This is a genomic window from Daejeonella sp. (genome assembly GCF_030684675.1).
Taxonomy (GTDB): Bacteria; Bacteroidota; Bacteroidia; order Sphingobacteriales; family Sphingobacteriaceae; genus Daejeonella.
On record NZ_JAUXXZ010000078.1, the window covers coordinates 1 to 9,955 of the forward strand.

At 40.6% G+C, this 9,955-nt stretch carries 7 protein-coding genes; 3 read left to right on the top strand and 4 right to left on the bottom strand.

Annotated elements, in window-relative coordinates:
- Positions 1 to 499: 499 nt before the first annotated feature.
- Complete coding sequence (locus tag Q8M41_RS16690; RefSeq protein ID WP_305366437.1) at positions 500 to 1,645, bottom strand: serine hydrolase; 1,146 nt, start codon at positions 1,643 to 1,645, stop codon at positions 500 to 502.
- An 801-nt stretch (positions 1,646 to 2,446) separates the two neighbouring features.
- On the opposite strand from Q8M41_RS16690, the gene Q8M41_RS16695 reads away from it, so the two are divergent.
- Together Q8M41_RS16695 and Q8M41_RS16700 are read left to right on the top strand one after the other, a co-directional pair.
- Positions 2,447 to 4,141, top strand: a complete 1,695-nt coding sequence (locus tag Q8M41_RS16695) for a sodium:solute symporter family protein (RefSeq protein WP_305366438.1) — start codon at positions 2,447 to 2,449, stop codon at positions 4,139 to 4,141.
- A 28-nt stretch (positions 4,142 to 4,169) separates the two neighbouring features.
- Positions 4,170 to 6,446, top strand: coding sequence for an FAD-dependent oxidoreductase (locus Q8M41_RS16700; RefSeq protein ID WP_305366439.1), 2,277 nt, complete (start codon positions 4,170 to 4,172; stop codon positions 6,444 to 6,446).
- Positions 6,447 to 6,466: 20 nt separating this feature from the next.
- On the opposite strand, the gene Q8M41_RS16705 is transcribed toward Q8M41_RS16700, so the two are convergent.
- Positions 6,467 to 7,504, bottom strand: coding sequence for a LacI family DNA-binding transcriptional regulator (locus Q8M41_RS16705; protein WP_305366440.1), 1,038 nt, complete (start codon positions 7,502 to 7,504; stop codon positions 6,467 to 6,469).
- Between the two features lie 417 nt (positions 7,505 to 7,921).
- Between Q8M41_RS16705 and Q8M41_RS16710 the strand changes: the two genes are divergently transcribed.
- A complete protein-coding gene (locus tag Q8M41_RS16710; protein WP_305366441.1) occupies positions 7,922 to 8,068 on the top strand; it encodes a hypothetical protein in 147 nt (48 codons plus the stop codon).
- A gap of 135 nt (positions 8,069 to 8,203) precedes the next feature.
- Here Q8M41_RS16710 and Q8M41_RS16715 read toward each other — a convergent pair whose 3' ends face one another.
- Both Q8M41_RS16715 and Q8M41_RS16720 read right to left on the bottom strand, forming a co-directional pair.
- Positions 8,204 to 9,310, bottom strand: coding sequence for an NADH:flavin oxidoreductase (locus Q8M41_RS16715; RefSeq protein ID WP_305366442.1), 1,107 nt, complete (start codon positions 9,308 to 9,310; stop codon positions 8,204 to 8,206).
- Positions 9,311 to 9,327: 17 nt separating this feature from the next.
- Positions 9,328 to 9,630 carry a helix-turn-helix transcriptional regulator gene (locus Q8M41_RS16720; RefSeq protein WP_305366443.1) on the bottom strand — a complete coding sequence of 101 codons (303 nt, stop codon included), beginning with the start codon at positions 9,628 to 9,630 and terminating at the stop codon, positions 9,328 to 9,330.
- Positions 9,631 to 9,955: the final 325 nt, after the last annotated feature.

Below are 9,955 nucleotides of genomic sequence, written 5' to 3' on the forward strand. Positions count from 1 at the left end.
AAACGCTTAAAGGTTTCATTAAAATAACGCACCTTGCGTTGCTGAACTGTTAATCTTTCATATTCACTGACTGTTGCCATCTCATTTTGGTTTATTGTTTATAAACCTCTATTTTCGGTCAACATATTCAGGCAAGGACAGCAATTTGTGCTAATTGTCAAGTTAGGTAGTATTAATAAATATCCTTGAATCCAAATTTCAAATGAACCCGGATTAAGTCTTGATTCCTAATTCTCAAACCTAGACTGTCATCCCGACGCAGGAGGGATCTCGTGCCTATAAAAACTGATTTTCATCTGTAAAATGTTTAGAAATAGTCAATATTCTTGAATATAAAATTTTAAATGAACCCGGATTTAGTCTTGATTCTTGGCTCTTGATACTGACACAATAGCAAGCGACTTACGAATTTAAATGCATGATGCTTAGGTAAATTCGTAAGTCTGAAAACCAAATTTCAAATGAACCCGGATTTAGTCTTGATTCTTGGTTCTTGATACTATTTAATAAAATTCTCGTACAAACTATTCACCCCAGCCCTCAAAACATCATTAATCCCTTTTGTATAAGTAGGATTACATCCATTGGTAATCACCACAATTCCGAATTTTTCTTTGGGATGGAAAAACATCGCGCTGTATAATCCATAAGCCGAACCGGTATGCCCAACCATCATTTTGCCGGGTATCAGATCATCGAGGTTTGTCAGGGCGAGGGCATAACCTTCTTCATCAGCAACCTTAGTCTGCATTAGTTTTGCACTCTTCTTCGACATAATTCTCTTGCCTTTGTATTTACCCATATTCATGTGCATACTCATGTATTTTGCAAGATCGCTGGCCGAGATCTTCATTCCCCCGGTCGGTGAGAAAATAGGGGTTGTATAACCCATTACATAATTTCTTATTTCCTCACGTCTTGGATTATAAGCCGCAGGAGAGGGTTTAAATGTCTTTGTTGCGGCATCATACTCATGCAGAGTTGCAAAACGATTAGCATCTAATGAATCAACATTGTAACCACCATAAAGTCCGAGTGGATTCAAAATATGATTTTTAACATAGTTGTCAAAGCGCTCGCCACTTAGTTTTTCAATGACTGTGCCCACCATATTGTAATTCAAATTACAATATCTGTATCCTTTACCCGGAGCATAGTCGCTATAACATTTGGCCCAATCCGGATTTTTGGAAGGATTAATGGCATCGAGTGTAAAATATCCCTGGCTATCATTTATACTGGATGTATGCGATAGGATCATTCTCAATGTGATTACCTTGTCCGGAAATTTTGGATTCCTGATTTTGAAACCTACCAGATCGCTAAAATCATCATCCAGTGAAAGCTTCCCTTCTTCCCTTAACTGCATGATAGAAGTTGCTGAGAATGACTTGGATATGGAAGCAATCCGGAAGATATCTGTGTCAGAAAGTGGAGCTTTTGTGTCGATATCCTTCAAACCAAAAGAATTGCTATAAATAATATCTCCTTTTTTTACTACAGCAACAGAAAGACCCACCACATCCAGTTTTTTCATGATCTCACGCAAATCTGCTTCGGCTTTTTCATTTTGAGCGAAGACAGATATTGAGCAGGATAGCAGGAAAGTGATTGATAAAATTTTCAGGGAAAATGCTTTGATCATCGTTTTAATTTTTAATAAATCTATAAATATTTTTCAAGCTGTCAGGCTTTATTGCATAACATTCCTGATGGCTCGCATATTCTTAAAAGCTTTGAAATTTTGACTTAATTAACTAAATGAGATTGATATAAAATCTTGCTTGAGTAAGGTTAAATTGAATAATTTTCTCTTGTTTTAGAAAGCAAGGTCTGTGCTTCTTCGGTCGCGCCTTCCCGTGTTCTGCTATTATTTTTTTAACAGATTTAGCATGTACCATGAAATTCAGTATTGCAGAAAGGTACATCGGCCACCGGGTTTATTTCAAATGGTTGATGGCCCTTTTGCCGGGCTGCCCGTTCCGATGAAAAACAGCCCCGGGTAAAATAAACCTTGCCGGAGGAGGTATCTTCCGGCTATTCGTAATTTGAAACAGAACGTTATTTCTTGCCGGAAATACTCCGGAGGAAAGGGCTGAACCAGCCTATAAAACACGGGTGTTGATTTTTAAAATCTAATCATTGTTTACCAGAGTCTTATCTGACCAATTATAACCGTATTATTTTGGCCTTCCTTATATTGAACTTAGGTTAATCAGATCTCTTTGAGAATGATGGACCCTGTCGGGAGCGCTCCCGAAAATCGGGACTGTTCCCGAAGATTTTTTTGTCAAAGGCTTTAGACAAAGTTTTAATCTTAACAATACATTTATATATATGTTTCACACTGAAAATTTATACAAGTACTTATTAATAAGTATTCAACAGGATAGGGCCTAAGCACCTTAAATTAATGAGGGGCATTTCATGCAGATTTTAATTAATTATGAGTCCAAATATAGATACCATAGTCATCTTTGTTTTTTCAGCATTCGTATTATGCATAGGACTTGTTTTCGCAAGAACCGGAATTAATTTAAAGTCATTTTTCGCTGGCGGAGAGTCTGTTCCATGGTTTATTGGAGGATTATCACTCTTTATGAGTTTTTTCTCTGCTGGAACATTTGTCGCATGGGGTTCAATAGCCTATAAATATGGGTGGGTTGCAATTACCATCCAGTGGACTATGTGTATTGGCGCTCTGATCAGCGGAATGTATCTGGCTCCCTTATGGAAATCTACAGGTAACCTTACCGCAGCAGAGTTTATCAAAGAGCGCCTTGGTTCACAGGTACAAAAGACCTATATCTATATTTTTATGCTGGTTTCTTTATTCATTAAAGGAACAGTATTGTATCCGGTTGCAAAGCTTGTCAGCGCTTCATTGGGCTATCCTTTGATGCCTTCAACTATCATGCTGGGCTTATTTATGATCGCATATACGGCTGTTGGCGGACTTTGGGCGGTTATGGTTACTGATATTCTTCAGTTCGTGATCTTAACCGCAGCTGTTCTGATTATCCTGCCATTATCATTTGATGCAGCTGGCGGACTTTCAAAGTTTCAGACAAATGCACAGGAAGGATTTTTTGACCTGTTAAATGGGGAATTTACCCTTGGATTCATTATTGCATTTACACTTTATCATATTTTCTATATCGGAGGTAACTGGACATTTGTACAGCGTTATACCAGTGTTAAGGATAGTAAATCAGCAAGAAAGGTAGCTTACCTTTTTGCGGGTCTGTATCTGATCAGTCCGGTGCTATGGATGCTGCCACCAATGATTTACAAGACCATTAATCCTTCTCTGACTGGTCTGGATACAGAAAATGCGTATTTAATGATCTGTCAGCTGGTGCTCCCTCCAGGATTATTAGGCTTAATGCTTACCGGAATGTATTTTTCAACTTCTGCATCCGCAAATACTACCTTAAATGTAGTCTCCGCTGTATTTACGAATGATATTTATAAAGGCAGGATCAATCCGGCGGCAAGCGACCGTAAACTAATGCAGGTTGCCCGCCTGTCATCCTGGCTAATTGGCCTTGGGATGATCGCAATTGCACTCATGGTGCCTTATATCGGTGGTCTGGTGAATGTAACCATAAGTGTTGGTGCCATCACCGGTGGTCCGATTTTAGCTCCTCCAATCTGGGCATTGGTCTCCAAAAGGCTGAGCGGAAAAGCCACGCTGATCATCACTTACGTCAGTTTAGGAATCAATTTGATATTTAAAATAATTTTACCCTTCCTTATCGATTTCAAACTTAACCGGGCAGAAGAAATGCTGGTTGGGGTAGGTGTACCACTGGTACTTCTGATTGCCAATGAGATCAGGGCTTATTATTCTAATTATCTAAGTCCGCAGTACCTGGAATTTAAAGCCCAGAAAAGCTCAAGAAAGGCTCAAAAGGCTAATTTATCAGAAGAAGAGATTAGTGAATCATTACAACAAAACAAATTTGGTTTGAAAATAACTGCATTTGCATTGGCATTTACTGCATTTCTCTTATTGGTTCTGGGTTTAATTACGGGAGATAATTTTGGTCTTTTAGGTTCGATAGCGGCATTGATTTTTGTTCTCGCAATCATCCCATGGAGGGCGTCGAGAAGAATTATATTCTATTCAAGAGACTAATCTGTTTATCAATGTTAATATACAATTTATGATTAAAAGTGAGTTTTCCTCTGCCGGACGTTCAGTTTATGAACGCCCAATGAATGCTGATCTGGTTATCATTGGAGGTGGTATCGCGGGTACATGCGGAGCCATTGCTGCAGCAAGGGAAGGTTTAAAAGTTATTCTTGTGCAGGACAGGCCGGTACTTGGTGGAAATGCTTCGAGTGAGGTGAGATTGTGGATTTTGGGAGCAACCTCAAGCATGGGAAATAATAACCGCTGGTCGAGGGAAGGTGGGGTATTGAGTGAAATCCTGATTGAGAATATGTACCGGAACCCGGATGGGAATGCGATCATTCTGGATACCATTTTGCTTGAAAAGGTAAAGAATGAGCAGAATCTAACACTTCTTTTAAATACTGCGGTTTATGAAGTAGTAAAATCGGCTCCGGATGAGATTAGTGAGGTAATTGGCTTTTGCAGTCAGAACTCGACCCGTTATATTTTATCAGCACCTTATTTCTGCGATGCATCCGGAGATGGAATCGTGGCTTTTCAGGCAGGTGCGGCATTCAGGATGGGAGCAGAGTCAAAGGATGAATTTGATGAGGGTTTTGCACCCGATAAGGAATACGGTGAACTTTTGGGACATTCCATTTACTTTTTTACAAAGAATGCCGGTCATCCAATAACATTTACTGCTCCTTCTTATGCTTTGAAGGATGTTTCCTCCATAGTTAAATACCGTTCTTATGATATCAGTGATCATGGCTGTAAGCTCTGGTGGCTTGAATACGGGGGCAGGCTCGATACCATTCATCAGACCGAAGAGATTAAATGGGAATTATGGAAAGTAATCTATGGTATATGGGATCATGTTAAAAACTCAGGGAAATATCCTGAAGCCGAAAATCTGACCCTGGAATGGGTTGGACACATTCCGGGTAAGCGGGAGAGCCGGCGTTTTGAAGGAGATTACATGCTTTCCCAAAAGGATGTTGTGGAACAGCGGGAACATCCGGATGCAGTGTCTTATGGAGGATGGTCATTGGATCTGCATCCCGCCGACGGAGTTTTTAGTGATAAGCCGGGCTGCAATCAATGGCATTCAAAGGGGATATATCAGATCCCGCTTCGATGTATGTACAGCAAAAACATTAAAAATCTCTGGTTAGCAGGTAGAATTATAAGTGCAAGTCACGTGGCATTCGGTTCGGCGAGGGTAATGGCCACAGTATCTTATTCGGCGCAGGTTCTGGGCCTTGCAACTCAATATTGCCTGAAGAACAAGATTACTCCCTCAAAACTCGCCAATTCTTCAAAAGTTCAGGAGTTGAGGCAGGAACTGACGCAAAAAGGGCATTTTATTCCCGGATTGGAGCCGGAAAGGACAAATTTAGCGCATAATGCAGGTATCAATGCTAGTTCTGAATTTAAACTTACTGAATTAAAGGCTGATGGAAGCTGGCAGAAACTTGAATATTCCACTGCTCAGTTATTGCCGGCTACGTCGGGAGATCAGATAAATATCAGTTTTGAGGTCGATGCAAAAGAGAAGACAAACTTAAGTCTGCAATTACGTGTAAGTGCTAATCCAATCAATTACACGCCTGAGATAATCCTTGAGAACCGTGACATTCCTGTCACCGCGGGAAAGAGTACATTAAGCGTTGAATTTGATCATATAATCGGGGGGGAACAATATGTTTTTGTTTGTATTCTGAAAAATGAGCTTGTTTCAGTTCAAACCAGCAATATGTTTCTTACGGGAAGCATGATGTTAATGAACCGCTACAATAAATCTGTAGCCACAAGTGGTGTTCAGCTGCCACCCGACGGGATCGGAATCGACTCTTTTGAGTTCTGGCTTCCTTCAAGGCGGCCGGCACATCAAAATCTGGCATTTAAACTGTTTGCAGCGCTCAAACCTTTTAAAGTTTCAAACCTGATTAATGGTTTTTGCCGTCCAACAAATGCTGCTAATGCATGGGTTGCCGATCTTAAAGATACGAATCCTTGTGTGACTTTAAGCTGGGAAGAGCCTGTTCAGATTAAGCGAATAGTACTGTTCTTTGACTCAGATTTTGACCATCCACTGGAGTCTACCCTCAGGGTTCATCCAGAGCGCGTTGTGCCCCATACAGTTAGAAATTATAAAATAATGGATGCCTTAGGCAACCTGATCTTTGAAAAAACAGGTAATTATCAGACCGTTAACGATGTATTATTGGATCAGGCGATAAGTACTTCTTCGATCAGGATTTTCCCGGAACATCCTGCAAGTAATGTTCCGGCAGCAATATTTGAGGTGCAGGTCTTTTAAATGAATTAAAATATTAGGAATCAGGTAGGTTCTGGTTCCTGTAACACGCTGGAGTTTCTGACTATCAGCTTTGAATCGAGGGTTTTAGTAACGGCTTTCCATTGTGAGACCTCCTTGTCCATGAGGTCGAGCAATAATTGCATCGCAGTACTGCCCATCAGTCTTTGTGGCTGAGCAACAGTGGTCAGACTGGGTTCGATAAGGTCGGAGCCGTAGTCGTTACTGAAACCAACGATTCCTATTTCCTCCGGAATACGGATTCCCATTTTTTTAATTGTTTGGATCGCTTCAATTGCTGCCGGATCATTTACGACGAACAATCCATCAGGCGGACTTTTAAGATCCATTAAGTGTTTGATATAGATCTTAACCTTACCAATGGTTAGATCATAGGGGATGATCAGAGATTCATCTACCGGTATTTTATGCTTTTTAAGGGCATCCAGATATCCTTTTAAACGCTTTCTGCTTGTGATTAATGAGTCAGGGCCTGCGAGATGGGCAATTCTTTTTTTACCTGTCAGGATAAGATGTTCAACAGCACCAAATGCAGCTTCATAATCATTGATCACCACTTTAGGTACTATCATTTCATCACAAACCCGGTTGAATAAAACAATTGGAATGCCTTTACGTTCAAAAATTTTCAGGTGTTCATAGCTTCGGGTTTCTTTTGTGATTGAGACTAATATTCCGTCAACCTGGCTGGCCAGCATAACTCTTGCATTTTCTACTTCGGTTTCAAATTTCTCGTTCGACTGGCTCACAATGATATTATAACCATGTTTACTAGCCATTTCCTGTGCACCGATCACCACCTGTGGGAAGAAGGAGGTATTGAATTCAGGAACAATGATCCCAATCAGGTTGCTTTTTCTTGAAATCAGATTGATTGACAGCATATTACGCTGATAATCCAGTTTTTCGGCGAGGTCAAGAACTGCTTTCCGGGTTTCAGATTTAACTTCCGGATGGTTGGTTAAGGCACGCGAAACGGTAGACTTGGATATATTTAATTCCCTTGCAATGTCATATATCGTAGTCTGGTGTACTTTCATTTTAATCCCGATTGGGTATAAAATTAAAATAAAATTTGATGAATGGTTATTGGGAAGGTATAGTAGATTTTAAATGAACATTTGAAACCGGAGGATTAATCTAACCTGAATTGGATATAAGGAAGGTTAAAATAATATGGTTATAATTGGTCAGATAAGGCTCAGGAACCAAAAAATTTTGTTCTTGGAAAGCAATGCCAGCGTGTTATAGGCTAGTCTAGCCCTTTCCTCCGGAGTAGTTCCGGCAAGAAATAACGTTCTGATTCAAATCACCAATAGCCGGAAGCTACTTCCTCCGGCAAGGTTTATTTTACCCGGAGCTGTATTTCATGGGGACGGGCAGTCTGGCAAAAGGGCCACCTGCCATTTGAAATAAACTCGGGTGGCAGCTGTAGCTTTTTTGCAATACTGAATTTCATGATATCTATTAAATCTTCTGCAAAAATAACAGCAGAACACGGGACTATCAGAACCGAAGAGGTACAAACCCTGCTTTCTAAAACAAGAGAAAATTATTCAATGAAAACAGGAACCCAGAAAGATTATATATTGAACTCACACTAATTTAATCTAGCAATAAAGAACGAATATGGAAAAACAACAAAGCCCGATATTTTCACATCAGGCTTTGTACTCTTGGTACTCTTGATCTATAAATCAAAAATTACTTTGTACACTCCATTATTGAGGGAGCTCGATTTATTCCAAAACCAATTCCCCAAGCGCAGCTTTCGTAAATCCTTTTAACTCATCACTCTGACCACTCTGAATCTTTTTAACCCAGTTCGGGTCAGCAAGCAACGGACGGCCAACAGCAACCAGATCAAAGTCCCCACGATCCATGCGCCTCATCAGCTCATCCAGATTGTTGGGTTCAGAACTTTCACCAGCAAATGCTGCTAAAAATTCGCCGGTTAAACCCACAGAACCAACGGTTATCGTGGCTTTACCGCTTATTTTCTTTGCCCAGCCTGCAAAATTAAGGTCTGATCCTTCAAATTCAGGTTCCCAGAAACGACGCTGTGAACAATGGAAGATATCTACTCCTGCATTAGAAAGCGGATTTAGCCAGCTTTCCATTTCCTGAGGAGTTTTGGCCATTTGATTGGTATATGCAGAGGGTTTCCATTGTGACAATCGAAGGATTACTGCAAAATCTTCACCCACCTGTTTACGCACTTCTTTAACTACCTCTACACCAAAACGACTGCGTTCTGCGAGCGTTTTGCCACCATAGACATCTGTACGCTTGTTGGTACCATCCCAAAAGAACTGGTCAATTAAGTAGCCATGCGCCCCGTGTAGCTCAACACTATCAAAACCCAAACGTTTAGCATCAGCAGCCGCTTTTCCATAAGCTAAAATGGTATCTGCAATGTCTTCTTCGGTCATGACATTGCCGTTTTTGAAATCCGGCCTGTTTAAGCCAGACGGACCCTCAAAGGGCTGTGCAGGCAGCCAGCCGGAACGATGATTATCCATAACGCCCATATGCCATATCTGCGGAGCCATACTGCCTCCTGCCTGATGTACCTGATCAATTACTTTTTTCCATCCGGCTAAGGATTGTTCACCATAGAAATGGGGGATATTGGGGTCGTTTGATGAAGATACCCGGTCAATGACGGTACCTTCAGAGAGAATTAATCCCACTTCGCCCTCTGCCCGCTTTTGATAGTATTCAGCTACAGTATCTGTTGGTACGCCATTGGGAGAAAATGAGCGCGTCATTGGCGCCATTACAATCCGGTTTTTTATATTGAGTGATTTCAGGCTGAATGGCCTGAATAAGCTGTCTGTATTCATTCTATTTATGTGTTTTATTATATTTCTTTTTGAATAATTTGGCTTAAGAGCTCAAAAGCCGCTTCATTACGCTGGTAATAGGTCCACTGACCAATACGGGTTGATTTTATGAGCCCGGCACGCTGCAGAACCGATAGATACTCAGAAACGGTTGATTGTGTAAGTCCCGCCTTCAATTGGATCTGCCCGACACAAACCCCATGTTCAAAACCGGCATGTTGTTTTTGATCCGGGAAGTTTAATTCCGGTTCCTTAAGCCAATTAAGGATTTGCAATCTTGTCTTGTTCGACAGTGCTTTGAAAATTTCTACCTGATCCACGATGCAAAGATATATCGGAAATTCCCGATATGCCAATTAATTTAAAGAGATGACATGGGGGTGATATTTTACAGAAAAACACCTCCTGTATCAAATACAGTATAAGCTCCGTTTTTCAGCTCCCGTATGAAATTCCGGTTCATTTTTAATTCTATAGTTAAATTGAAATCTGGTCTATGATTGAAATAGCCCGGGGCTTTAGTGGCTGTTGCACAACTGAGATATTTAAAAATAAATTTATCTATGTCATTGATTATTAATATCTTAATGCATGCAAGGCAAAAAAGGCTATCAGGAAAAGTTGTTTATCACTTTTCGACTATCT

Bases quoted from the DNA above. Each gene is read 5' to 3' on its own strand.
- Q8M41_RS16690 (WP_305366437.1), bottom strand. From the start codon at position 1,645: ATGATCAAAGCATTTTCCCTGAAAATTTTATCAATCACTTTCCTGCTA.
- Q8M41_RS16695 (WP_305366438.1), top strand. From the start codon at position 2,447: ATGAGTCCAAATATAGATACCATAGTCATCTTTGTTTTTTCAGCATTC.
- Q8M41_RS16700 (WP_305366439.1), top strand. From the start codon at position 4,170: ATGATTAAAAGTGAGTTTTCCTCTGCCGGACGTTCAGTTTATGAACGC.
- Q8M41_RS16705 (WP_305366440.1), bottom strand. From the start codon at position 7,504: ATGAAAGTACACCAGACTACGATATATGACATTGCAAGGGAATTAAAT.
- Q8M41_RS16710 (WP_305366441.1), top strand. From the start codon at position 7,922: ATGATATCTATTAAATCTTCTGCAAAAATAACAGCAGAACACGGGACT.
- Q8M41_RS16715 (WP_305366442.1), bottom strand. From the start codon at position 9,310: ATGAATACAGACAGCTTATTCAGGCCATTCAGCCTGAAATCACTCAAT.